The following is a 22,597-nucleotide window of genomic DNA, read 5'->3' as shown; positions in this document are numbered from 1 at the left end:
GCATCAACATGTCCCTTGAACAAAATCCTTTGCCTGTCGTGGCCTCAGGTCGAGTGCAGGGGCGCCGATCGCCACGGTTGTTACGACATTTGAGCAGGATGGCGCTTGTCGAAGGCAGCTCACTGATCGCTCTGATCCTGATCGCCGTACCGCTCAAGCACCTGGCCGGATTGCCTTTGGCCGTCGAGATCGTTGGCCCCATTCATGGCTTGCTGTTTCTCTGGATGCTGGGCACCCTTCTGTCGACGATCGTGGCGGGGCAGATGACTCCGGCCAGGGGCGGGTTGGTCTTTCTGGCTGCACTGATTCCGTTTGGCGGTTTGTGGTCGCATCGGATGATCGATCGGGAAGTCGCCAGGCATTGATTCGGGCGCACGGCGTAAAGATTACCGTGCGCCATGGTTTCGTTCAGACTTTCGTCATGGTCGTGTGTCACGATCGACCGAACTCCGTTGCCCCTGACCGCTTGAACAGTCAAGTGGGCGGCTCTTCTCCAAGATTCCGCCCGAGCTTGCGACGACCGCCAAAGAGATAGCCCATGCCGATGCCGATCCTGGAAAGTACGCGCCTCGTCCTGAGACCCTTTCATGTCGCAGATGCGCCGCGGGTGCAGCAATTGGCGGGGCTTCGGCAAGTCGCCGAAACCACGAGCCATATTCCCCACCCGTATCCCGATGGTGCGGCCGTCGATTGGATTGCGGGTCATGAACCGGCTTTCCAGGCCGGCCAGGCCCTCACCCTCGCCATGACGGATGGCCATACGGGCCGGTTGATGGGTGCGGTGAGCCTGATCGATATTCGTCCCGCCCATCGTCGCGCGGCGTTGGGCTATTGGGTGGGCGTCGATTTCTGGGGGCGGGGATTTTGCACCGAGGCCGTTCAGGCCTTGATGGCGTATGCCGAGGCCGAATGGCAGATCACCCGTTTCGTCGGGCAATGTTTTGCCCGCAACCCGGCGTCGGCCCGGGTCATGGAAAAATGCGGCATGACGGAGGAAGGCATGCTGCGACGGCATGCATGCATCCGGGGCGCATACGAAGATATCCGCGTGCTCGCCCGCAACCTGCCGGGGCGCGACGCCTAGCCAGTTCCCGAGGTATCGTCCCGGTGCGGCGGTGGCCAGCCAAGATGTGATGCCCCGGCGTTGTGCCGGTCACCGAGGGGCGGTATTTCCTGAAAAACACCTTGCAGGTCGATGGCCGGCGTCTACGCTTGAGGATAAATTCCTCATGGCGAAGCGGCCGTTGGCGCCCTGCTGTCCCCGCCGTGCCATGTTCCATTCCTTGAATCAGATGCTGCCAGATGCCGCAGCGGGAGCGTGCGATGTGATCGAGTTGACGGTAAATGATCGAAAACTGCAATTGGACGTGTCCGAGCAGATGCCCTTGCTCTGGGCCTTGCGTGACTATCTGGGTCTGACCGGCACCAAGTTCGGTTGTGGTGCCGGCCTCTGCGGCGCCTGTACCGTGCATCTCGACGGCAAGGCCGTTCGATCCTGCGTGACCCCGATCGCGAGTGCGAAGGGCAAGCGGGTCACCACCATCGAGGGGCTCTCCGCCGTATCCGATCATCCGGTGCAACTGGCCTGGATCGCCGAGGACGTCCCCCAGTGCGGCTACTGTCAGTCGGGGCAGATCATGCAGGCGGCCGCCCTGCTCGCCGAGATGCCCAACCCATCAGATGCGCAGATCGACCAGGCCATGGCGGGCAATATCTGCCGCTGTGGAACCTACAACCGGATCAAGTCCGCCATTCTGCGGGCGGCCGGGAATCCGAATCAGAACATGGCCCTGAACGCTGGGGCGGCGGTCGACAGCGGATTGGCGCAGGAAGCGACGGAGGTGCAGTCATGATTTCCCGTCGCGATTTCCTCAAGGTCGGGATCGCCACGGGCGGCGGTCTGTTGCTGGGTTTTTCCACGCTGGCAGAAACGCGTGCCGCGGACGCGGTGGGCGCACATGCCAATGGGCCGGATGCGTCCGCCAGTACCGAGCCGGATTTCGTCCCCAATGCCTGGGTGCGGATTGCGCCCGACGGACAGATCACGCTCGTGGTGTCTGCCTCGGAGATGGGACAGGGTGCCATGACGGTCCTGCCCATGCTGATCGCCGAGGAGCTGGATGCCGAATGGGGCCGATTCGTCACCGAGTTTGCGCCGGCGAGTCAGACCTACGCCAACCCGCTGCTGGGTGGTCAGATCACCGGCGGAAGTGCGACGGTGCGCGGTTTCTACACCAAAATGCGTGAAGTCGGCGCGACGGCGCGGGAGATGCTGCTGCAGGCGGCGGCCAGGCAGTGGGGCGTGTCCGCCAATTCGTTGATCACCGAACCCGGGCGGGTGGTGCATCCGGCCAGCGGGCGGGTCGCGCAATATGGCGACTTGGCGGAGGCGGCGGCCTCCGTGCCGGTGCCCGGTTCGGTCATGCTCAAATCCGAGCAGGACTTCCGGATCATCGGCAAGCCCACCCCGCGGCTGGATACGCCGATCAAGGTCAACGGCCAGGCGGGGTTCGGTATCGACGCGCAACCCGAGGATGTGCGCACCGCCGTGATCGAGCGTTGTCCGGTGTTCGGCGGTACGGTCAAATCCTTTGACGCCGCTGCGGCCAAGGCGGTGAAGGGCGTTATCGAGGTCATCGGCCTGCCTCACGGTGTGGCCGTGCTGGCGCGCGATTACTGGACGGCCGAGCAGGGGCGACAGCAGCTCAAGATCGACTGGGATCCGGGGCATCTGGCCGACCTGAGCAGCGAAGGCATCACCCAGGCCTTGCGCGAGGGCGTCGAGGCCAAGGCGCGGACGGCCACCAAACATGGGCAGGGGGCGGCGGCGCTGCCGGCTTCGGGCAGCAAGTCGGTGTTCCGTGCCGTCTATCAGGCACCGTATCTGGCGCATACCTGCATGGAACCGATGAACTGTACGGCCGCCGTGACCGACCAGGGCGTCACCGTGTGGGCACCGACGCAGGCCCAGGGCAAGGCGCAACAGGCCGCCGCCCAGGCGGCTGGTGTCGATGCCGCGAAAGTCACCGTGCACACCACGTTTCTGGGGGGCGGGTTCGGTCGCCGTTCCGAAGCGGACTTCGTGACCGAGGCCGTGACGCTGGCCAAGCGGCACGGTCACCCGGTGAAGGTGGTCTGGAGCCGCCCCGACGACGTGCAGCATGATTACTACCGTCCGATCGCCTATAACGAGCTGGCTGCTGAGTTGGATGCGCAGGGTATGCCGAAAACCTGGGTCCATCGCATCGCCGGGCCTTCGATCTGGCAGCGCGTGGCGCCATCCCGCGTGAAGGACGGCATCGACCCCTCGGCTGTCGAGGGAGCGGCCGATCTGCCCTACGGCATCCCCAATCTCGAGGTGACTTACGCCCTGATCGACCCGGGCGTCCCGGTCGGATTCTGGCGCTCGGTCGGCCATTCGCAGAACGCCTTCGTGGTCGAGTGTTTCCTTGACGAGCTGGCCGCACACGGCGGGCATGATCCCTATGAATACCGCCGCAAGTTGCTCAAGGGCCAGCCGCGCTACCTGGGTGTGTTGGAAAAGGCGGCCGAAATGGCGGGTTGGGGCAAGAAAACCTTGCCGAAGGGGCATCATCACGGGATTGCGGTGGCCAAGGCCTTCGGCAGTTATTGCGCCCAGGTGGCGGAAGTATCGATCGAATCCGGCAAGCCCCGCGTGCACAAGGTGTACTGCGCCATCGACTGTGGCGTCGCGGTCAACCCGGCCGGGATCGAGGCGCAGATGCAGTCGGGCATCGTCTATGGCCTGACTGCCGCGCTCTCGGGCAAGATCACCCTCAAGGACGGCCGGGTTCAGCAGCAGAACTTCAACGACTACCCCGCACTGCGCATCGACGAGATGCCGACTGTCGAGGTGGCGATCGTCGGTTCTGGTGTCGATTCCGGGCATACGATCGGCGGCATCGGCGAACCGGGATTGCCGCCGATCGCGCCGGCCGTGGTCAACGCCCTGCGGGCGGCCACCGGAAAGCCGCAACGCGAACTGCCGATCCAACTCTAGCCATGGCCACCTATGCGGATTCCCGGGTGGTGGTTGAGGCGGCGCTGGCAGCCCATGCGACAGGCGAGGTCGTCCTGCTGGTCACGGTCGCGGCGACCTGGGGCTCCTCGCCGCGCCCGCCCGGTTCGATGCTGGCGATCATCGCGCCTCATTCGGCCGATCCCCGGTTGATCGGCTCGGTTTCCGGCGGATGCGTCGAGGAAGACCTGCGCCGACGCCTCGCCGCGGTGCCGATGCCTGATCGTCCTCAGCAGATCTGCTACGGTGGGGCCGAGGCCGAGCGCGTGGGGCTGCCCTGCGGCGGGACGTTGCTGCTGGTGGTCGAGTCACTGATCGATGCGACGCAGTGGGCGCCGGTTCTGGCGGCCCTGGCGCGTCGTGAATCGGTTACCCGCCTGCTTGATCTGCGGACGGGGAGCGTGCGCTGGCAACCCGGTCATCAGGCGGTCCTGCTGACCGACGATACCTTCACCTGCGCCTTCGGCCCGGCCTGGCGGCTACTATTGATTGGTGCGGGGCCGGTTGCCGGTCATTTGGTCCGTATCGCCCTGGCACTGGAGTTCGACGTCACGCTCTGCGACGGCCGGCCGGAGGTTGTTCGCGACTGGCGGCATCAGTTCCCCGATCTGGCTGATGCCGTCTCTCTGGTGCCCGGTAGCCCGGACGTCGTGGCCGAGGACTTGCCCCTCGATCGCAGGACGGCCGTGGTGGCGCTGGCGCACGACCCGCGTCAGGACGATCTCGGGCTGATGGTTGCCCTCGAGCGCCCTGCTTTCTACATCGCGGCCATGGGCTCTTTGCGCACGAGTGAAGCGCGGCGCGAACGCTTGCAGTCCCTGGGCCTCGATACCCGTCGGCTGATGGCCCCGGCGGGCCTGGATATCGGCAGCCACACCCCGGCGGAGATCGCCGTTTCCATCGCGGCCGAACTCGTGGCGGCGCGGCGTGCAGCCGGATCGTTCGATGAGGGGCATCACGACGGTGTCGCTCTGTCGGAAGAAGCCCAGGCAGCTACGCGGCATCCTGCCTCTGTGGCGTCACGAGCACCCTGAGCTCGGGGCCGTAGTACGTTGATGACCACCGATCGAGTCGCCGAACGACAGCCCGAGCCCGTGGGCATTCTCCTGGCTGCGGGGTTCTCCCGCCGATTCGGCAGTCAGGACAAACGCCACCTGCCCTGGGACGCGGTGTCCTGTCTCGCCGAAGCCAGCGCCCGGCCATTGCTGGAAACCCTGACCGAAGTCATCGCCGTGCTTCGCCCTGACGACGGGGCACTGGCCGACCGCTTGGCCCATCTCGGCTGCGTGCCCGTGATCTGCCCCCATGCCGAACGGGGCATGGGGGCCAGCCTCGCCTGGGGCGTGCAATGCCGCGCAGATCATCCCCAAGGCTGGATCGTGGGTCTGGCCGACATGCCGGCGGTCTCGGCTGCCAGCGTGGCGCTGGTCCGTCAGGCTCTCATGGACGGTGCGTCTGCAGCCCGTCCGATCCATGCCGGACGGGCCGGCCACCCGGTGGGGTTTTCTGCCCGGGCACGCCTTGGCTTGCTGGGGCTGGTCGGTGACCGGGGGGCCCAGGGCGTTTTCAACGCCTTCGATGGCAAGCTGATCCCGACCGACGACGCGGGCGTCCTGCTCGATATCGATGAGCCGATTGATCTGATCGGCGGGTCGCTTAAGGCATCCCAAGTGTCACGTGCCACCTGAGGTGGCTATGCCTGCGGGCTCTGTCCATTCCCCGGCCCATTCCCCTGTCCATTCCCCTGTCCATTCCTGGGCTGGTGCTGCGCCGTGAGCAGTGGTGTTACCACTTTGTCCAATCGTGCCTGTGTCCAGGCCCGCTGCTCATCATCCCAGCCGTTGTCGACCAATTTGCCTGAACGGTCGATGACGAAACTCACGGGGATCTGCCAGATCCGGCCATAGTCGCCGGCCCAGGCGCTGCCGAGCAAACCCACGGGGAAGCTGAGTTCGGCCGCGATCTTGCGGACCTGGGGCAGTTCGTCCGGACCGTCGAGACTGAAACCCAGTACGGTCAGGCCTTGGTGCCTGTGTGCTTTGGCGTAGGCCGACAGTATCGGGAGTTCTTCGCGACAGGGATCGCACCAGGAGGCCCAGAAGGTGACGATCACGACCTGGCCGAGCAGGTCGCGGGTGGCGATGTAGTGACCGTCCAGCGTATGGAGCACGAGCGGGGGTGCCGGTTGGCCGAGGACCAGTCCGTTCGCTTCGGCTGACTGTGGGGTGATCAGGCCACCGACCGCACCGAGGCTCATGCTGGCGGCCATCCGGAGAAAGGCGCGTCGACGTGGGGCTGCCCGGTCGTCGGCGGTCTTGTCGCTGGGGCAATCGGTGTGGGATGGCGTATTGATGATGCTGGCTCCGGTGATGTGCACGCTTCGAGGCATCAGAACGAATAGCCCATGCCCACCGATGCTGTCCAGCGCGGGAAGAGCTGGTAGCCGCTCAAATGGCTGACGATCGGCACCTGGACGAAACCGTAGATCTGCATGTTCCGGGTGATGCTCGCGCTGATGCCCGGGCTCAGATAGGCCACGGTGCCGGCGGTGTCCGTCGTATCCGCGAGTGCCCCCTGGTCTGCCGAGCGGTGGCTGAGGTTGATCTGCAATTGCGGCACGATGTTCGGGTTGGCCTCGTAGCGGGTGCCGAAACTGACGGTCGCCAGGTTGCCGGGCCGATAGTTCGCGCCGGGTTGATCCAGCTTCTCCTTGATGGCCGACTGGAATTGACCGTTGGCGAATATGTCGAAGTTCTGACTGACCGGCTGATAGTAGTAGGCGCCAACGATCAGGTCGGTGCTGCCGGTACCTGCCTGCAGGCTCGTATCGAGGATCTGGCCGCCGGCATTGCCTGCGGCACCGAAATAGACCGGGTTGCGTCCGACCACGCCACTGCCAGTCGCATCGGGGCCGCCGTAGTTGCCCGTGGGCAGCTTGATGCCGAGTTGAACGCCCAGGTTATGGGTGGGCAGAAACCCCTGATAGCTCGTGAGGAATTTGATGTCGCCCAGGCTGTTGATCTTGGCGCTGCTGAGCTGGTCCGCGCTGAGCGGGAGCGTCGGGTCGGCGCTGTAGGTCGAGTGCCGACGATCGATGTAGGGAATCAGCAGCTGAAAGTTCCAGTTCGCATCGGGCGCGTAGCTCAGGCCGAGTGTGAAGTAATTGTTGGTGGTCTTGTTTTCCACTTCCTGGCCGGGAACGGTCGCGACCTGTGCCTGCGCAATCGAATGTGTCCCGGTCCGCAATTGGTTCTGGTTGATGTAGTCGTATTGCAGATTGACCCGAAAGCCGCTGCTGGCCGAATACCCCATGGCCGCATCGGTGGAGAGGGAGCAACCGCAGGTTGCGCAGGCAAATGCCCCGTGGCTCCAGATCAAGGCACCTAAGGAAAGAGAAAGCCCCAGGAGCGGCTTGAATTGCCGGGTCGATGAGGGGCGAACGGGATCGGTGCCATTGGCGTGCATGATGAGATTCCTAATTGGGTGAGGGATGTCGAAGCCACGGGACAGCGGTCGATGCCAACCGGCGGGCCCGGGATGCGGAAATAGCCGCGCTCGTAATCAGCACGCTTCATGCCAAAAACTAATCGTAAAGCTATCAATATCTTGGGGTAGGGGCTTCGGGAAAACTGTGTGATATGACACAGGTGTTGGGGTAAATCACGTGCCAGGTCGTTTGCGGTCTTCCGGGCCGAGCTGAAATTACCGGGACAACAACGACGTAGAGAGAGGTTTGGTCCGGATATATTTGAGGGATTGAAATCGTCCCATTCCCTACGGGAGGTGTCGTTGAGCGAGATCATCCGGTCCCGCTTCATGCCGAACGCAATCAGGGAGGGCGGCGGAAGGGTGGATCTTGAGGCGTTGTTGAAGCGATCTGTGGAGACCGGCAATACCGGCACCTTGCCGGGGGTGGATCGGGCCGGGCAGTGACGAAAGGTCGCCCTTTACCTGGTCTAGTGCGGGGCGAGGTGATTCCGGCGCAACTTATTCCGGCGCATCGAGCAAGGCCAACAGATCGGCCTCTTCGAGAACCGGCACCCCCAGCGCTTCCGCCTTGCTGCGCTTGCTGCCGGCGGCTTCGCCCGCGATGACGGCAGTGGTTTTGCTCGAGACCGACCCGCTGACCTTCGCGCCCAGAGACTGCAGGCGCGCGCTGGCCTCGTCGCGGGTCATCTGGCTCAGCGTGCCGGTGAGCACGTAGGTTCTGCCGGCCAGCGGCGCTTCCTTCGGCGCAGCGGCGGGTGCCGGCCAGTGCACCCCGGTGGCGAGCAGGTTGGCGATGACTTCCCGGTTGTGTGGTTGACGCAGGAAGGTGTGGACGTGCATCGCCACGATGGGGCCGACGTCGGGGACGGCCTGAAGATCGTCCAGCGTGGCCTGTTCCAGGGCATCAATGGTCGGGAAATGCTGGGCCAGCGCGGCAGCGGTCACTTCGCCGACTTCCCGGATGCCGAGTGCATAGAGAAAACGCGGCAGGGTGGTGTTTTTAGCCTGCTCCAGGGCATCGATCAGGTTCTGGGCCGATTTCTCGCCCATGCGCGGCAGGCTGAGCAGTTGTTCCCGGGTAAGGTGGAACAGGTCGTCGACATGGTCGATGAGTTGGTGTTCGAGCAGCAGTTCGATCCATTTCTCGCCGAGGCCGTCGATGTTCATGGCCTTTCGGCTGGCGAAATGCCGGATGGCTTCCCGGCGTTGGGCGGGACAGAACAGGCCGCCGCTGCAGCGTGCGATGGCTTCGCCCTCGACCCGGATGACCTCGGAGCCGCAGACCGGGCAATGCTCGGGTAGCGTGATGGCTTGCGTATCCTCCGGGCGCCGGTCGGGGATGTTCTTGATGATCTCGGGAATCACGTCCCCCGCGCGCCGCACGACGACGTAGTCGCCGATGCGGATGTCCTTGCGGGTCACCTCGTCGATATTGTGCAGGGTGATGTTCGAGACGGTGACGCCGCCGACGAACACGGGCTCGATGCGGGCGACGGGCGTGAGCGCGCCGGTGCGGCCGACCTGAAAATCCACCGCCTTTACCTGGCTCGTGGCTTCCTCGGCCGGAAACTTGAAGGCGACGGCCCAGCGCGGGGCCTTGGCGACGAAGCCGAGTATCTGTTGTTCCTGGACGGCGTTGATCTTGAGGACGATGCCGTCGATGTCGTAGTCCAGGGTCGGACGGCGCGCCAGCATGGCGGCGTGGTAGGCCAGCACAGCGGCGCTGCCGGTACAGGCGGTGCGCCATTCGCTAACCGTGAAGCCCAGACCGCCGAGCCAGTCCAGCAGGCCCAGTTGGGTGTCGGGCAGGTCGATGCCCTCCGCCGCACCGACGCCGTAGGCGAAGAATTGCAGCTGCCGGCGGGCCGTGACGCGCGGATCCTTCTGGCGCAGGGAACCGGCAGCGGCATTGCGCGGATTGGCGAAGGTCTTGTCGCCGGCCGCTTCGGCAGCCCGGTTGAGGGCAGCGAAGGCCGAATGGGACATCACGATCTCGCCGCGAACTTCCACCACGCTGGGCGCGGGTAGATCCAGCCGATCCGGGATCGAGCGTATGGTGCGCACGTTGGGGGTGACGTCCTCGCCGACGCTGCCGTCGCCGCGCGTCGCGGCCTGGATCAGCCGGCCGTCGACATAGGTGAGATTGATCGCCAGACCATCGAACTTGGGTTCGGCCGCAAAGACGAGAGGCGCATCCGTATTCAGGCGGTCGCGGGCGCGCTGCTCGAAGGCGGCCCACTCCTCGGCGTCGAACACGTTATCCAGCGACAGCATCGGTTGGCGATGCCGGACGTTGTCGAAGGTAGTGACGAAGGTCGGGGCGCCGACACGCTGGGAGGGCGAGTCGGGCGTGATCCATTCCGGGTGCTCGGCCTCGATTGCTTTCAGCTCGCGGACAAGGGCATCGTATTCGGCATCGCTGACCGTCGGGTCGTCGAGCACGTAATACCGGAAATTGTGTTGTTCTATCTCGGCCCGGAGGGCCAGGAGTCGTGCCTGAATTCGTGCCTGCATTCGTGACAGGGGTCGATCCTGCTCTGCCGCCATGATCAACCGTCAGCTGTGGAGGAGTTCGCGGTATCGATCGATCGATTCGGAACTGAGCGGCTGCCGCTGGTCATCGAGGATTTCGCCACCGAGCTGGTCGGCGATGTCCCGCGCAATGTCCAGCATCCGCTCGAAAATCAGGGTTTCGCCGGGGCTTGCCAGGGGGAGTTGCATGAAGATCGCCAGCAAGGGGGTCGAAAAGCTGGCGACGTTGCCCCGGTCGAAGGTGCCTGGCTGTACGCCGTTCATCAGCGAGAAGAGTGGTTCACCCATTTCGTCCGGGTAGTGATAAATCGACAGGTCGCCAAATTCGAAACCGATCTCCTCGATCAGGCTTTGGACCCGTTCGCCATCGAACGGCTCGGCATCCGGGCTGGCGATGAGCAGGGGCAGGACGACAGGTTGGCGCTCTTCCTGCGTCGGTTCGGGCGGGGCGACCTCGTTCGTTGGTGCCGGCGTGCTTGCGGCCTCGGATTCGCCAGGGGGCGTCGTGGTTTTTTCCTGATAGCTGAAGCGACGGGCGGGCGCGGTGCCCTGACGCTGCTGGAACAGTCCACCCGGTTGCCCGGCCGCGGCAGTCGGGTCATCGTGCAGCGGCGTCCGGCGCACGGTGCCGAGAATGCCCTCGGCGTCGCTGAAATCGATGTCGATCGGCGGATCGTCATGCGCTTTCGGATCGCTGTGCCGCGTGAAATTCGGTTGAGACCAGCGCAGGGGTTCGGGTTCGACTTCGAAGGGTTCGCTGGCGGGGGTGATCCCGGCGTCCAGACGGGGTTCCGCCCGGCGGGCCGTGGCCGGCGGCACATCGTCTTCCTCATGCAGGTCGGCACCGAGTTCGGTGTGGACATGGGTTTCCTGGGCGCGAATGCGGACGTCGATCGGATCGTCGAGATTGGCTTCAGTACGACCGCTACCGAGTTCGATGGCCTGTTCGCTCTTGTGCCGGAAGTAGATCCAGGCAATGCCGATCAGGGTGACCACACCCGCCGCCAACAAAATCCAACGTAACCATTCCATATTCATGACTCTAGTAATTGCACGGCACGATCCACATCGACCGAAACGATCCGCGACACGCCCGCCTCGCGCATGGTCACACCGACCAAGGCGGAGGCACTGGCCATGGTCGTTTTATTGTGGGTGACGAACAGGAATTGCACCCGGTCCGACATGGCCGAAACCATAGCACAAAACCGCCCGACGTTGGCCTCGTCCAGCGGCGCGTCCACTTCGTCCAGAATGCAGAACGGCGCGGGGTTGAGCTGGAAAAGGGCGAAGATCAGGGCCACGGCCGTCAATGACCGTTCGCCGCCGGAGAGCAGGGACAGCTGGGTCGTCTTCTTGCCCGGCGGGCGGGCGAAGAGGGTGACCCCAGCGTTCAGTTCGTCGCCGTCGGTGAGATCGAGACGGGCTTCTCCGCCGCCGAACAGGCGCTCGAACAAGGGCGTCAGTCGTTCGTTGACGGCTTCGAACACAGCACGGAATTTGGCACGGGTCTGCCGGTCGAGGGTGCGGATGGCGTCGGTGAGTTGATCCAGCGCGGCCTGGACGTCGGCCATCTGTTGATCCAGCTCCGCCTTGCGTCCGCGGACTTCTTCGTAGGCGGCGATGGCCGTGAGGTTGACGGGCCCCAGCCGGGCGATCTGCTGTTCCAGGTTGAGTCGTTCCCCTTTTTGCGCCGCCTCGATCTGCGGAATGTCCGCGAGCCGTTGCATGGCGGTCTCGTCGAGGATTTCCTGATCGTCGGCCAGTTGCTGCTCGGCGGCCGCCCGCGTTTCCGCCGTATGGGTGGCATGCACTTCGGCCTGTGCGACCTGCAGGGCCGTGGCCTGAACGTCCGTCTGGGCCTTCTGTTCCTTCAGCTGATGCGCTGTCCGCTCGGCAAGATGCCCGTTGAGAACGCGGGTGAGGCCGTCCTGTTTCGCCAGAATTTCCGCCTCCTGGCGGCTCAGGGCCTGTTGCCGTTGCTCGATGCTGCCCTGTGCCGCTCGGGCTTCTTCGAGTTGTCGGGTGAGTGCCAGGGCCTTGTCGTCGAACTCGGCCAGTCGCTGGTCGATGTGCTGCCACTGGGCCTGATCGCGGGCCAGCGCCTGATCGATATGGATGCCCTGCTGCCGGTTCTGGTCACAGGCGCGTTCCAGCGTCTGGGCTTGCTGGGCGGCAGCGCCGGAGGCCCGTCGGCGTTCCTGCACGAGGCGCTCGGCTTCCTGCTGTTGTTCGGTCAGCCGATTGCGCGCTGCATTGCGTGCGGCGACTTCCCGCTCGGTCTCGGCGATCTGTTCGTCGAGCTGGACGAGTTCCGCTTCGATCCGCTGGCGTTCCGCTTCCTGCCGCGTGCGGCGCGCCGATTCGTCGGCCCATTGTTGTTCGGCACGTTCCTGCTTGCGGTGGACATCGGCCAGGGTGGCCGCGAGGCGCGAGCATGTCTGATGGGCCTCGCGCTCCTTCAGAGCCAGCGCGTCGGCCCGCTGTCGTGTCTGCTTGACCTCAGCCCAAAGATTGCGCGCCTGTTCCTGAGCCTGTTCGGCGGAATGTTCGGCGGCAACCAGTTCGTCCCGAATCGTATTCAGGCGGGTCTGCTGCTGCAGATGGATGGCCGCCTGATCCGCTGCTGGTCGCCCCATCCAGTGTCGACCGACCTGCCAGCCATCCGCCAGGACGAAGACGTGGCCGGGCGAAAGCTCGGCGCGGCGGGCGAGGGCCTCGGTCAGTGACGGGGCGGGATGGCGCGTCTTCTGCCAGTCGGCCAGCCACGGTCCGAGTTCGTCGGATAGTACCGGTTCGCTGGACGATGCCTCGAATGTTTCTGCGGCGGGTGCGACCCACCAGCCGGCATTCGGTTGTTGACCCGAGTCTGTCCAGGCGGCGTGGAGGGCATCGAGATCGGGGATGCAGTCGGCTTCGATCTGTGCGCCGAGTACGTGGCCCCACCACGGATCGGCCTGTGCGGTAGCCAGTCGCTGCATCAAGGTTTCCGTCGGCGTTCCGGTGCGGGGCGCGGCCTGCTTTTTCGTATGGCTCAGCAGGCGCTCCAGCCCGTTGCGTTCGGCCAGCAACCCATCCCGGGTACGGATGCGTTCGTGGGCGATGTCCTGCGCCTGTTCCGCGGCCTGCGTCTGTCGTTCCATATCGGCAACAGCCTGTCGATGCGCTTCCTGGTGCTGGTCGCATCGGGCCTGCTCTTCGCTGTGCTGTGTCTCCAACTGGGCGATCTGTTCGGCGAACCGACGGCGTTGGTCGTCCTGATCCGGTTGATCGCGGGCCGCGGGTTCCGCCGCGAGTCGTTGGTGCTGGCGCAGCAGGGTGGCGCGCTCCGCCTGGCGGGCGGCCAGTTGCTGTTGCGGGGTAGCCAGGGCTTCGTTGGCCTGCAGCCAGTCGGCGCGGAGGCGTGCCAGTTCCTCGTCGGCTACCCGAAGCTCGGCCTGAGCCAGCGCACGTTGCTCCTGGGCCTGTGTCCGCTCGGTTTCCAGGGTCTGTTGTTTTTGGTGCAGCGCTTCGCGTTCCGTTCGTTGCTGTTCGATCCGGTCGGCCAGTCGCGTCTGCTGGGCGCGGTCATCCTGACGCTGCTGTTCGATGGCTTCCTGCCGTGCGGCCAATTCCCCCAGTCGGCCCGTGACCTGGGCCCGTTCTGCCGCGACTTCGTACAGCCGGGATTGAAGCTGACGCAGTTCGTCCTGCACGGCGCCGCGTTGGTGCTCCAGATCGGCGATCAGCCGGTTGATCTGCTCGCCTTCGGCATGGATTCGCGTCAGGTCGGCCTGTTGTTCGGTCAAGCGGGCCGCCAGCGTTTCATGCGCCCGTGTGGCGAGGATGTGCTGCACGGCCGCCTGCTCGGCCACTTGTCGGCGCCATTTCTTTTGCAGCACCCGGTAGCGTTCGGCGGTTTTGGCCTGACGTTCCAGCTGGTTTTGCTGGCGCCCCAGCTCGTCGGCGAGATCGCTCAGCCGGCTCAGGTTTTCCTGGGTCTGGCTGATGCGCGATTCGGTTTCGCGGCGGCGTTCCCGGTACAGCGAGATGCCGGCCGCTTCCTCAAGATACGCGCGCAGTTCTTCCGGGCGGGCGTCGACGATACGGTTGATCTGGCCCTGTTCGATGACCGAGTAGGATCGGGCACCGACGCCGGTGCCGAGGAAGAGGTCGATCACGTCCCGTCGGCGCACCTTGGTCTGGTTGATGCTGTAGCGCGACTGGCCATCCCGGCCGAGACTGCGGCGGATGACGATCTGGTCGTAGGCGGAAAAGGGGCCGGTGAGTCGGCGCTCGCTGTTGTCGAAGCCGAGTTCGACGACGGCCTGGCTGGCGGGTGGGCGCCCGCCGCTGCCGGCGAAGATGACGTCGTCCAGTGCCTGGCCGCGCAGCTGTTTGGCCGAGGATTCCCCCAGCACCCAGCGCACGGCGTCGATCAGATTGGATTTGCCGCAGCCGTTCGGCCCGACGATGGCGACCAGCGGTGCAGGCAGGGCGATTTCGGTCGGCGTGGCAAAGGATTTGAAGCCGGCCAGATAGAGTCGGGTCAGTCGCATGGCGGTCGCGTGCATGCTACCGGGCATTTCCCCGGCAGGGTCGGCTGCTTCCCTCTATAATGTCGCCCAGAATTCATCTACATCCTTTAATCGTTGACCTGAAGGCGCCCCCATGAGCACGCAACCGAGCAAAACCCTGGAAACCTTTCCCAATCCCTACCCGAATCGCGACTATACCATTCACATGCGGGTGCCCGAATTCACCTGCCTGTGCCCGAAAACCGGACAGCCGGATTTTGCCACGATTCTGATCGATTTCGTGCCGGACCAGCTGTGTGTGGAGCTCAAGTCGCTCAAGCTGTACATGTGGTCGTTCCGTGAGGAAGGCGGTTTCCACGAGGCGGTGACCAACGGCATTCTCGACGATATCGTTCAGGCCATCTCCCCGCGCTTCATCCGGGTGACCGGCGAGTGGAACGTCCGTGGCGGCGTATATACGAACGTCGTGGTCGAGTATCGCAAACCCGATTGGCAGCCGGCGCCGCGCGTCGAGCTGCCGTAATTACCGGGCTTTACCGGCTGAAGGGCAGTCACGACCTGGCAAGCGAGGGCCCTATTTGTCAGTTGCATATTTGACGGGATTGCGGGAAGGTAGCGCTTCCGGCATGCCTTGGAGTGGTGGTCGGGGGGAAGGATTTCCCATCTGATCGGGGGGCGGTCGGGATCGGCTGGCCAATCGGGATACGTCAGATTTTCACAGGAGGGGATGGTCTATGGAAGCTCCGAAACATAGCGGGAATGCTCGTTCGGTCGGTTCGCACGGCACGATGCTGGTCGCCAAGGACGACGTGCGCACCGCCGCCGTCACGAATGCCGAGTCTCAGCACGTCGATCTGGATCAGCCCGCCCTGGTCGGCATGACCACCCCGTATCAAGGGTTCCGTTTCCCCTTGCGAAACGGGAAAACCACGGTTGGCCGTCGGGCCGATAACGATCTGGTACTGACCGACGGAAGCGTGTCTGCCATGCATGCCTGGGTCATCGAAGACCAGGGGCGTTATCGGGTGATGAACATCCTTTCCACCAACGGTACCTTCGTCAACGATCAGCGGATCATCGAGATCGAGGTCAAGCATGGCGACCGAATCCGTTTCGGCGCCTTGACCTTCGAGCTGCATACCGGCAAGCGGACCGCGCAGCTCGATCCGCGCGTCTGGCAGTGGGTCGTCGGGGGCATCGTTCTGGTCGGCGTGTTGGGGGCGATCAGCTGGTTCGCTGGCCTGTGGCACTGAGGAATTACAAGCGCCGATTCTGGCAACCTGCGAGCCCGTCGCGCCGTTCGTGACGATGGCGATCGCTCAACCGTAAACGCAGGGGATATGCGTGGAGGTTTTCGATGAATCAATTCGGTCGTTATCAGATACTGGGCGAGGTCGGCCGGGGTGCCATGGCCATCATCTACCGTGGCTATGACCCGAAGATCGCCCGAACACTGGCCATCAAGACACTTCGCCCGGAGTTCTCCGCGCACCCCGAGTATCGCGAGCGGTTCCTCACCGAGGCCAAAGCCGCCGGGACCCTGAACCATCCCCATATCGTGACGGTGTTCGATGTCGGCGAAGTGGCCGGTATTCCGTTCATTGCCATGGAACTGCTGTCTGGTCATACCCTGGATCAGTTCGCTGCCCGGTTTCCGGAGGGTATCCCGGTACCTATCCTGCTGCGTATCGCAATCGCGATCGCCGATGCTTTGGATTTTGCCCATCAGCACGGTGTCGTGCACCAGGATCTCAAGCCGGAAAACATCGCCCTGATCAACGATCGGGGGGACATCAAGATGATGGATTTCGGGATCGCACGTATCCTGCCGAAAGCCGATTTGCCGTCAACCGAAGGTGCCCGTGCCTTTCTGTCCGGCACGCCGGAATACATGTCCCCGGAGCAGATCGGCGATCAGCCGGTGGACGGTCGGAGCGATCTTTATACCCTGGGCGTGGTTCTGTTCGAGCTCGTGACAGGACAGCTTCCTTTCCGGGGCGATGACCCGTGGTCGATCTGGAAGCAGGTAATGAATCAGCCGACCCCGCAAGTTCGACCTCTCGACCCGCAAACGCCCCCCGAATTGCTGGAGCTGATCCGCACCCTGCTGGCCAAGGATCCCGGTCAGCGGTATCAGTCCGCGGCGGGCGTCGCAGCGGATTTGCGATCCATGGCGCGGCGCCAGACGGAGATGACCCAGCATTGGCTGGCGCGCCGCATCATCCCGCTCCGGGTCCGATGGCCACTGCTGATGGCGGCGGTGGTGGCCGTCACGATGGTGCTGGGACTGATCTGGGTGCATCAGCGCCAGAATCAGGTGATTTCCAATCTCGCGTTCGATTATGGATTCAGCCTGTCGGAGTGGGTGGCCATGCAGACAGCGGAGGATCTGCTTCTGCAGGACAAGCTGGCCCTCCAGTCCTGGGTCGACAGCATGAGCAAGAATCGGGACATCGTCTATATGGCGATCGATGGCCGGGATACCCTGCCCTCCGTCCATAGTCAGGCTGCGGACCTGACGCGCCTGATGGGCGCACAGCTCACCGCAGACCATGTGGTTCGGGACCGGGGGGCGCAACGGGTCTATTCGGTGCGTCAGGATGACGGGACGACCTACTTCGTCTTCGAGTCGCCCATCGATTATCAGGGGCGCGTGATCGGCCAGCTGCGCATCGGCCTGACCACCAATGCCCTCGCGGAAGCCAACCATGCGACGTTGGGCACCCTGATGATCTGGATTTCCGTCGTGTTCCTGGTCGTGATGCTAGGGACCTACTGGTTCGCCCGGCGCATACAGATTCCGCTGGATATTCTGCTCAATGCGCAGGAACAGGTCCGGGTCGGCCGCCTGGATCATCGGATACGGACGCGGCGACGGGATGAATTTGCCCAGATCTTCGCTGCCTACAACGCGATGGTCGATGCGCTCGAGGCGCGACAGGTCCGGTCGGTGGGCGGTGGTTCCGGGGTGCCGAATGCCGGATTGAATACGACGTCACCGGAAGAGCCCGCCCAGCGGGCAACCGTTCGTCTGCCCAATCCGACCGCTGGAAAGCGGTAGGTTTCGCTGTCGTACCGAAGCGGCTCGGCGGGGCTGTCAGTGCGTGTCGTCAGTGCGTGCTGTCACCACCCAGCTGATTCAGGCGTTTCCTGAGCTCCAACGCCCGTGCCCGGTAACCCAGGGCCGGTTCGTAGGTCGGGTCCAGCGCCAGGGCCTTATTCCACAGGGAAATGGCCTGATCCAGATCCTGGCGACGATAGGCGAGCAGTGCCTGTTCGTGATACTTGCGCACCTGTGCCAGGGTGGCCGCGTCCTTCATTGACGGCGATTCCGGGGCGGTCACTATCGGTTTCTCCGGCGTCTCGGGCTTTTCCTCGGACTTCGTGGGGGGCGTGTCGACCGGTGCTGGTGTGGGCGTCTCGCTCTGAACCGTTTGTTCCGTCGTCTCCGAGGGTGCTTCCTCGTGTTGGGGGCCCGTGGGTATCCGGAGGACTTGTCCGACACGCAAATCCTTGGTCCGGGCGATGTGGTTGTAGCGCGCCAGGATCACAAACTTCAGTGGGTTGCCGAGAAAACGCTCCGCCAGTCCGCCGAGGGTGTCGCCCGACGCAACGGTATAGTTGCGCGCCTTTTTGCCAAGCATCTTGACCGGGTCCGCTTCCAGCTGCTGTTGCAAGCTCAGCGCCACGGGGTTTTTCGGATCATTGGCGCGGAATTCTTTCAGCGCCTTGCGGGCCTCATCCTGCTTGCCGTCCTCCAGCAGGCGAATGATCTGCCCGATATTTTGCCTGGGCGCATCCGAATGTTCCTTGGCGACCACTGCATCGGCGTCCGTGGATTTCATCGTCTTGCGCTCGGCATGCGGTTCGGTGGGGGACAGCGCTGACTTCAGGTCGGTGGGTAGCTGACTGCACCCCACGAGCTCCGCAATAGCCAGAATGAAGAGAATTCGACGAATCGATCGCATGCCGCTCCAAGTCTCCCTGATGATGTACCGACAGTGCCGTGCGAATGGAAATAAGATCAACGAAAGAATGACCAGCCCCGCGATGCTCGCTTCGGAGGTCGCCATAAAGCCAGGGCAATGTTATCACTCTGCGCGCCCCCGCGCCGGGCGGCCTGCCGAACCCAGAGCGATGTGGCGAAATTCAGATCCGGTGCCGAGAAAATGCCCGCCATCTCGGCGGTTGCTACCTGCGACCAAAAACCATCGGTGCACAGCAGGAACCGCAGATTGGTGTTCAGGGACATCTCGCCCAGCGTGGGGCGGACTTCCCCGACCATCCCCAGAGCGTGAAGGATCTGGTTCCGGTCGGGGTGGGTGGCGCGTTCCTCGGCGCTGATCTTTCCCTGTTCGAACAGGTTCTGCACGAGCGAGTGGTCTTGTGTCTGGTGCAGCAGGACGTCGTTTTCGAAGCAGTACAGCCGGCTATCCCCGACATGGGCCCAATAGGCGCGCGTCTCGTCCGTCAGCAGAGCGACGACGGTGGCGTAAGCCTGCTCACCCTCCATCGCCGCGCGTAGCTGGATTTCCTGGCTGGCCCGGGTACAGAGCGCGCGAAGAAAATCCGTTCCCGCAGACTCGTTCAGAGCAGTGGGAAACATCAGGCGCGCAGTATCGATCACGGCATTCGACGCCATCTCACCGCCCCAGTGACCGCCCACGCCGTCTGCGACGATCACGAGTTGTCGCCGGAGATCGGGCGTGCTTAGGCATGCGAGCTGATCCTGCTGATGCGACCGGCCCCCTATATGCCGGTCGCAGCCCATGAAATCGCGAGTGGCCGATGCTTGGCCTGCGTGATCCTGGTCCAATGACGGTGTCCCTGTTTCTGACTGGATATGCCGTTGACCGATCAACGGTCCTCGCTCGTTTGAGCCTTGATTTTATGACACAATAGCGCGGTCAATGACACGTTGCGAGCCTCCTTCCCGCATCTCCGCTCTTCCGGTTGGTTGGAATTTGGTTGGAATCGGCGTCGAGCGGCGCGACCGGCGACGTTCCGGGCGAGGCTCGACAAGGCATCGGCTGCCTGCTCTGGCGCGGTTTCTCCACGGCGGGCGACTATTTCAAGGATGAGGACATGCTGCAAAACCTCCGGATTGGCACGAAGCTGACTGCATTTCTGATCATTGCGTTTCTGATCAGCATCGCCGTGTCGGGTTTCTTTCTGTCGCGCGCAATGAATCAGAAGGCCGAGGCCGAAATCGAGATGCGGGCGGAGATGCTGACCGGCGTTATGAATTCCGTACGGCGATACACCAGTGCGTACGTCGCGCCCAAACTGCGTCAGCAACTGATGACGGAGCCGGAGTTCATCTCCGAGACGGTGCCTGCGTTCTCGGCGCGAACCGTGTTCGAGAATTTCCGGAAAATGCCCCAGTTTTCCAGCTATTTCTACAAGGAAGCCACGCTGGATCCGACCAATCCCCTCGACAAGGCCGATGGATTCGAGCAGGGTCTGATTGCCAAGTTTCGTGACGATCCCTCGTTGAAAATCCTTTCCGGCTACCGTGAGCTCAACGGCGAGAGCCTGTTCTATACGGCGCGTCCCCTGTCGATCACGAAGGGTTCTTGTCTGCAATGTCATTCCACACCCGAAGCGGCCCCGAAAAGCCTGATTGCCACCTATGGCAGCGAGCATGGTTTCGGTTGGAAGATGGGCGAGATTGTGACCGCGCAGACCGTGTACGTCCCCTCCGATGAAATCTTTGCCCGGGGGCATCGCTATCTGATGATGGCCATGGGTATCTTCTTCGGTGTCTTTGCCGTGGGTACAACCTTGCTCATCCTGCAGATCCGGCGCACCGTGGTCCGCCCCATCCAGCGATTGACGACGGCCGCACGCGCCATTGGCTCGGGCGCGGCAACGGCAGAACAGCTCACGGTGTTCGATCAGCCCGACATGCAGCAACTGGCCGCGCAGGGCGACGAGCCCGGCGAACTGGCACGCAGTTTCCAGGCCATGGCGCATGAAGTGGCGGATCGCGAGCAGAATCTGAACGTGGCGGTTCGGGAGCGGACCCAGAAGCTGGAGTTGGCGCTGGAGGATGCCCGGCAGGCCCGACGGGACGCCGAAGAGGCCAATCAGACCAAGAGCCAGTTCGTCGCCAACATGAGCCATGAGCTGCGGACGCCCTTGAACGCGATCATCGGCTATAGCGAAATCCTCATTGAGGAGGCGTCAGACGACGGGAATACCCAGTACACGCCGGATCTGGATCGCATCCTCAATAGCGGCAAGCATCTGCTGGCGCTGGTGAACGACATTCTCGACCTGTCGCGCATCGAGGCTGGCAAGATGGAGCTGTATCTCGAGAACTTCCCGATCTGTCGTGAGTTGCGGGCTGTCGTCGATACCGCCCGGCCCGTGATTGAAAAGAATCAGAACCAGCTGGACCTGGTCTGCGACGACAGTCTCGGAGGCATGACGGGCGATCTCACCAAGTTCCGCCAGATCGTGTTGAACCTCATCAGCAATGCCGCGAAGTTTACGCATGAGGGGACGCTGACGGTGACGGTCGGGCGTCAAGGGGGCGATCAGTTCACGATCGCCGTCGCCGATACCGGTATCGGCATGAGTCCGGAACAGCTGTCGCGATTATTCCAGGTGTTCAGTCAGGCCGATGCGTCCACGACGCGGAAATACGGCGGTTCCGGGCTGGGATTGTCCATCTCCCGTCACTTCGCCCGGATGATGGGCGGCGATATTGCTGCCGAGAGTACGGAAGGCGTCGGCAGTACCTTCACGGTCACGTTGCCGTTCCAGGTCGTCCTCGAGGAATCGTCGGCCCCCGTAGCGGGTGCGGAATCGGCGGAGGTGCCGACCAACGTGCCCGTTGCGGCGGGCGCCGATGCGGAAACCATCCTGGTGATCGATGACGATCCGGCCGTCCACGATCTGTTGCAGCGCTCTCTGGCCCGGGCGGGTTATCGCGTGATCGTTGCCGGCAGCGGTCAGGAAGGGCTGGCGCTGGCCAAAACGGAGCGCCCCGATTTCATTACGCTGGATATCATGATGCCGGGCATGGATGGCTGGTCGGTGCTCACGGCGCTCAAGTCCGATCCGGCGCTCAAGGATATCCCCGTCTTCGTGCTGACGATGACCAGCGAGAAAAGCTTGGGTTATGCCCTGGGCGCAGCCCAGTTCCTGACCAAGCCCGTGAATCGCGAGGCGTTGCTGGGACTGCTCCGACAGTACGCGCGCCATCCGGCGGTGTGCCGGGTGCTGGTGATCGACGATGACGCAACCAATCGGGATCTCCTGCGGCGGGTGCTGGAGGGCGAGTCTATCGAGACGTTCGAGGCAAGCGACGGTCAGTCCGGTCTTGACTGGCTGGCGGCGCATCCGATGCCGGATCTCGTGATACTCGATCTGATGATGCCGAACATGGATGGCTTTGCCTTTGTGGACGCCCTGCGCAAGAAGCCTGAATACGACCGTTTGCCGATCGTGGTGCTGACGGCCAAAACGTTGACCGAGGAAGATCGCCGGCGCTTGAGTCTCCGGGTGGAGCACATCATCGAGCGTAATGGCCAGAGCGAGGCGGACGTGATTGCGTGTTTGCACGACCAGATCTGCGCGCATGGAAAGAAAGAGCGTTGAGTCCGGCGCGGCGATACCGGATTGCTAGGAGAAGATGGAAATGGCCCGGATATTACTGGTAGAAGATAACGAAATGAATCGCGACATGCTCTCGCGGCGGTTGGTCCGCCGCGGCTATGACGTGTTGCTGGCCGTTGATGGTGAGGTGGGGCTCGCCATGGCGCAGGAGCACCTTCCCGATCTGATTCTGATGGACATGAGTCTGCCGAAGATGGACGGATGGGAAGCCACGCGTGCCCTGCGCGCCGACGAAGCGACCTGCAAGATCCCGGTGATCGCCCTGACCGCCCACGCGATGGAAGGGGAGCGCACCAAGGCACTGGATGCCGGCTGCGACGATTTCGATACCAAGCCCGTCGAGCTGCCGCGCTTGCTCGACAAAATGGAGCGTCTGCTCGGTGCGGTGCAGTAA

Annotated in this window: 19 protein-coding genes; 12 read left to right on the top strand and 7 right to left on the bottom strand. The window is 63.5% G+C overall.

Annotated elements, in window-relative coordinates:
• Positions 1-8: 8 nt before the first annotated feature.
• The 6 genes from A9404_RS07820 (at position 9) to A9404_RS07795 (ending at position 5,727) form a co-directional block, all read left to right on the top strand.
• Positions 9-365, top strand: a complete 357-nt coding sequence (locus A9404_RS07820) for a DUF3817 domain-containing protein (protein WP_066099885.1) — start codon at positions 9-11, stop codon at positions 363-365.
• A 173-nt stretch (positions 366-538) separates the two neighbouring features.
• Positions 539-1,084 (top strand): GNAT family N-acetyltransferase, encoded by a 546-nt coding sequence (locus A9404_RS07815; RefSeq protein ID WP_066099882.1) that lies wholly within the window; start codon positions 539-541, stop codon positions 1,082-1,084.
• A gap of 145 nt (positions 1,085-1,229) precedes the next feature.
• Entirely contained in the window at positions 1,230-1,853 is a 624-nt protein-coding gene (locus A9404_RS07810) for a (2Fe-2S)-binding protein (protein ID WP_066099879.1), read from the top strand.
• Positions 1,850-4,021, top strand: a complete 2,172-nt coding sequence (locus A9404_RS07805) for a xanthine dehydrogenase family protein molybdopterin-binding subunit (RefSeq protein WP_066099876.1) — start codon at positions 1,850-1,852, stop codon at positions 4,019-4,021. Before A9404_RS07810 ends, A9404_RS07805 begins: the two co-directional genes overlap by 4 nt.
• 2 nt (positions 4,022-4,023) lie before the next feature.
• Positions 4,024-5,073, top strand: a complete 1,050-nt coding sequence (locus A9404_RS07800; protein WP_066099874.1) for an XdhC family protein — start codon at positions 4,024-4,026, stop codon at positions 5,071-5,073.
• Between the two features lie 21 nt (positions 5,074-5,094).
• Complete coding sequence (locus tag A9404_RS07795) at positions 5,095-5,727, top strand: nucleotidyltransferase family protein (RefSeq protein ID WP_066099871.1); 633 nt, start codon at positions 5,095-5,097, stop codon at positions 5,725-5,727.
• Positions 5,728-5,732: 5 nt separating this feature from the next.
• Here the strand turns inward: A9404_RS07795 and A9404_RS07790 are convergent, their stop codons facing one another.
• Both A9404_RS07790 and A9404_RS07785 read right to left on the bottom strand, forming a co-directional pair.
• Positions 5,733-6,428 (bottom strand): TlpA disulfide reductase family protein, encoded by a 696-nt coding sequence (locus A9404_RS07790; protein WP_066099868.1) that lies wholly within the window; start codon positions 6,426-6,428, stop codon positions 5,733-5,735.
• Positions 6,428-7,504: a hypothetical protein gene (locus A9404_RS07785; protein WP_066099865.1), complete on the bottom strand. Its 1,077-nt coding sequence runs from the start codon at positions 7,502-7,504 to the stop codon at positions 6,428-6,430. The genes A9404_RS07790 and A9404_RS07785 overlap by 1 nt, the downstream gene beginning before the upstream one ends.
• Positions 7,505-7,828: 324 nt before the next feature.
• Here A9404_RS07785 and A9404_RS13405 point away from each other — a divergent pair, with 324 nt between their 5' ends.
• On the top strand, positions 7,829-7,972 hold the full coding sequence (locus A9404_RS13405) for a hypothetical protein (protein ID WP_156521280.1): 144 nt from the start codon (positions 7,829-7,831) through the stop codon (positions 7,970-7,972).
• Between the two features lie 54 nt (positions 7,973-8,026).
• On the opposite strand, the gene ligA is transcribed toward A9404_RS13405, so the two are convergent.
• Genes ligA through smc form a run of 3 tightly spaced genes read right to left on the bottom strand, consistent with a single transcriptional unit; the run spans position 8,027 to position 14,613 of the window.
• Positions 8,027-10,051 carry an NAD-dependent DNA ligase LigA gene (gene ligA / locus A9404_RS07780; RefSeq protein WP_197490486.1) on the bottom strand — a complete coding sequence of 675 codons (2,025 nt, stop codon included), beginning with the start codon at positions 10,049-10,051 and terminating at the stop codon, positions 8,027-8,029.
• A 33-nt stretch (positions 10,052-10,084) separates the two neighbouring features.
• Positions 10,085-11,092: a cell division protein ZipA gene (locus A9404_RS07775; RefSeq protein ID WP_066099859.1), complete on the bottom strand. Its 1,008-nt coding sequence runs from the start codon at positions 11,090-11,092 to the stop codon at positions 10,085-10,087.
• A 2-nt stretch (positions 11,093-11,094) separates the two neighbouring features.
• The gene (smc, locus tag A9404_RS07770) at positions 11,095-14,613 is read right to left on the bottom strand and encodes a chromosome segregation protein SMC (RefSeq protein WP_066099856.1); all 3,519 of its coding nucleotides are present in this window, start codon (positions 14,611-14,613) and stop codon (positions 11,095-11,097) included.
• 97 nt (positions 14,614-14,710) lie between these two features.
• On the opposite strand from smc, the gene queF reads away from it, so the two are divergent.
• The 3 genes from queF to A9404_RS07755 all read left to right on the top strand — a co-directional run bounded on the left by queF (position 14,711) and on the right by A9404_RS07755 (position 17,638).
• Positions 14,711-15,100 carry a preQ(1) synthase gene (gene queF, locus A9404_RS07765; RefSeq protein WP_066099854.1) on the top strand — a complete coding sequence of 130 codons (390 nt, stop codon included), beginning with the start codon at positions 14,711-14,713 and terminating at the stop codon, positions 15,098-15,100.
• 211 nt (positions 15,101-15,311) lie between these two features.
• Entirely contained in the window at positions 15,312-15,830 is a 519-nt protein-coding gene (locus A9404_RS07760; RefSeq protein ID WP_082922826.1) for an FHA domain-containing protein, read from the top strand.
• Between the two features lie 104 nt (positions 15,831-15,934).
• The gene (locus A9404_RS07755; protein ID WP_066099852.1) at positions 15,935-17,638 is read left to right on the top strand and encodes a protein kinase domain-containing protein; all 1,704 of its coding nucleotides are present in this window, start codon (positions 15,935-15,937) and stop codon (positions 17,636-17,638) included.
• A gap of 49 nt (positions 17,639-17,687) precedes the next feature.
• Here A9404_RS07755 and A9404_RS07750 read toward each other — a convergent pair whose 3' ends face one another.
• Together A9404_RS07750 and A9404_RS07745 are read right to left on the bottom strand one after the other, a co-directional pair.
• On the bottom strand, positions 17,688-18,545 hold the full coding sequence (locus A9404_RS07750; protein ID WP_066099849.1) for a LysM peptidoglycan-binding domain-containing protein: 858 nt from the start codon (positions 18,543-18,545) through the stop codon (positions 17,688-17,690).
• 56 nt (positions 18,546-18,601) lie between these two features.
• Positions 18,602-19,348 carry a PP2C family protein-serine/threonine phosphatase gene (locus A9404_RS07745; protein WP_066099847.1) on the bottom strand — a complete coding sequence of 249 codons (747 nt, stop codon included), beginning with the start codon at positions 19,346-19,348 and terminating at the stop codon, positions 18,602-18,604.
• A 197-nt stretch (positions 19,349-19,545) separates the two neighbouring features.
• On the opposite strand from A9404_RS07745, the gene A9404_RS07740 reads away from it, so the two are divergent.
• The gene (locus tag A9404_RS07740; protein ID WP_231880879.1) at positions 19,546-22,185 is read left to right on the top strand and encodes a response regulator; all 2,640 of its coding nucleotides are present in this window, start codon (positions 19,546-19,548) and stop codon (positions 22,183-22,185) included.
• 40 nt (positions 22,186-22,225) lie between these two features.
• Complete coding sequence (locus tag A9404_RS07735) at positions 22,226-22,597, top strand: response regulator (protein ID WP_066103013.1); 372 nt, start codon at positions 22,226-22,228, stop codon at positions 22,595-22,597.

Origin of the sequence: Halothiobacillus diazotrophicus, assembly GCF_001663815.1 — a bacterium.
GTDB lineage: Bacteria > Pseudomonadota > Gammaproteobacteria > Halothiobacillales > Halothiobacillaceae > Halothiobacillus > Halothiobacillus diazotrophicus.
This window is presented reverse-complemented; position numbering and strand designations above follow the sequence as displayed.

Bases quoted from the DNA above. Each gene is read 5' to 3' on its own strand.
- smc (WP_066099856.1), bottom strand. From the start codon at position 14,613: ATGCACGCGACCGCCATGCGACTGACCCGACTCTATCTGGCCGGCTTC.
- A9404_RS07800 (WP_066099874.1), top strand. From the start codon at position 4,024: ATGGCCACCTATGCGGATTCCCGGGTGGTGGTTGAGGCGGCGCTGGCA.
- A9404_RS07745 (WP_066099847.1), bottom strand. From the start codon at position 19,348: ATGGGCTGCGACCGGCATATAGGGGGCCGGTCGCATCAGCAGGATCAG.
- A9404_RS07815 (WP_066099882.1), top strand. From the start codon at position 539: ATGCCGATGCCGATCCTGGAAAGTACGCGCCTCGTCCTGAGACCCTTT.
- A9404_RS07795 (WP_066099871.1), top strand. From the start codon at position 5,095: ATGACCACCGATCGAGTCGCCGAACGACAGCCCGAGCCCGTGGGCATT.
- A9404_RS07750 (WP_066099849.1), bottom strand. From the start codon at position 18,545: ATGCGATCGATTCGTCGAATTCTCTTCATTCTGGCTATTGCGGAGCTC.
- A9404_RS07755 (WP_066099852.1), top strand. From the start codon at position 15,935: ATGAATCAATTCGGTCGTTATCAGATACTGGGCGAGGTCGGCCGGGGT.
- A9404_RS07785 (WP_066099865.1), bottom strand. From the start codon at position 7,504: ATGCACGCCAATGGCACCGATCCCGTTCGCCCCTCATCGACCCGGCAA.
- A9404_RS07760 (WP_082922826.1), top strand. From the start codon at position 15,312: ATGGAAGCTCCGAAACATAGCGGGAATGCTCGTTCGGTCGGTTCGCAC.
- queF (WP_066099854.1), top strand. From the start codon at position 14,711: ATGAGCACGCAACCGAGCAAAACCCTGGAAACCTTTCCCAATCCCTAC.
- A9404_RS07820 (WP_066099885.1), top strand. From the start codon at position 9: ATGTCCCTTGAACAAAATCCTTTGCCTGTCGTGGCCTCAGGTCGAGTG.
- A9404_RS07735 (WP_066103013.1), top strand. From the start codon at position 22,226: ATGGCCCGGATATTACTGGTAGAAGATAACGAAATGAATCGCGACATG.
- A9404_RS07790 (WP_066099868.1), bottom strand. From the start codon at position 6,428: ATGCCTCGAAGCGTGCACATCACCGGAGCCAGCATCATCAATACGCCA.
- A9404_RS07805 (WP_066099876.1), top strand. From the start codon at position 1,850: ATGATTTCCCGTCGCGATTTCCTCAAGGTCGGGATCGCCACGGGCGGC.
- A9404_RS07810 (WP_066099879.1), top strand. From the start codon at position 1,230: ATGGCGAAGCGGCCGTTGGCGCCCTGCTGTCCCCGCCGTGCCATGTTC.
- A9404_RS07775 (WP_066099859.1), bottom strand. From the start codon at position 11,092: ATGGAATGGTTACGTTGGATTTTGTTGGCGGCGGGTGTGGTCACCCTG.